1 protein-coding gene is annotated in these 446 nt (G+C 64.1%); it reads left to right on the top strand.

Annotated features, from left to right (window positions below; genetic code table 11):
- A partial coding sequence (locus tag M3148_RS17250) for a hypothetical protein (RefSeq protein ID WP_251305951.1) occupies positions 1–428 on the top strand: 428 nt, incomplete at its 5' end.
- Between the last annotated feature and the right edge of the window lie 18 nt (positions 429–446).

Below are 446 nucleotides of genomic sequence, written 5' to 3'. Positions count from 1 at the left end.
CCTTGCAGTTTCCCTCGCATTCGCCCGGCCTGGCCGGGCTTCTTTTTCCCGCCCGCATCCGACAGCAGTCCCCTCCGCGCCCACCGGCAACCAGCGGAGCGCTCGACTGCTGCCGCATGCCGGCGATCCACGAGGAAGGCCCCATGGGCAAATACGTCCACGATCCTGCTCCGAACGAGCGAGCGCGCCAGTTCATCCGATGGTGCGCCGAGAACATCAACGAATGGCCATCCGGCTACCGCAGTTGTGCTCGCTTCATGGATGGCGGCAAGAAATCCCGCAAATGGTGGGCGCGCAACGTCGAATGGCGCGATCACCACAGCAGCCTCAGTCACTCCTGGGCCGTTTGCACTCGTCGCCAGTGGGAAGAGATGCGCGAAAAGCTGGCGCGGGCGGCAACACCGAGGAAAGCGCCATGGCAGCCATGACTCAGCGTACCTGCAAGA

It is taken from the genome of Georgenia satyanarayanai (assembly GCF_023715365.1).
In the GTDB taxonomy this organism is placed as follows: domain Bacteria; phylum Actinomycetota; class Actinomycetes; order Actinomycetales; family Actinomycetaceae; genus Oceanitalea; species Oceanitalea satyanarayanai_B.
This window is presented reverse-complemented; position numbering and strand designations above follow the sequence as displayed.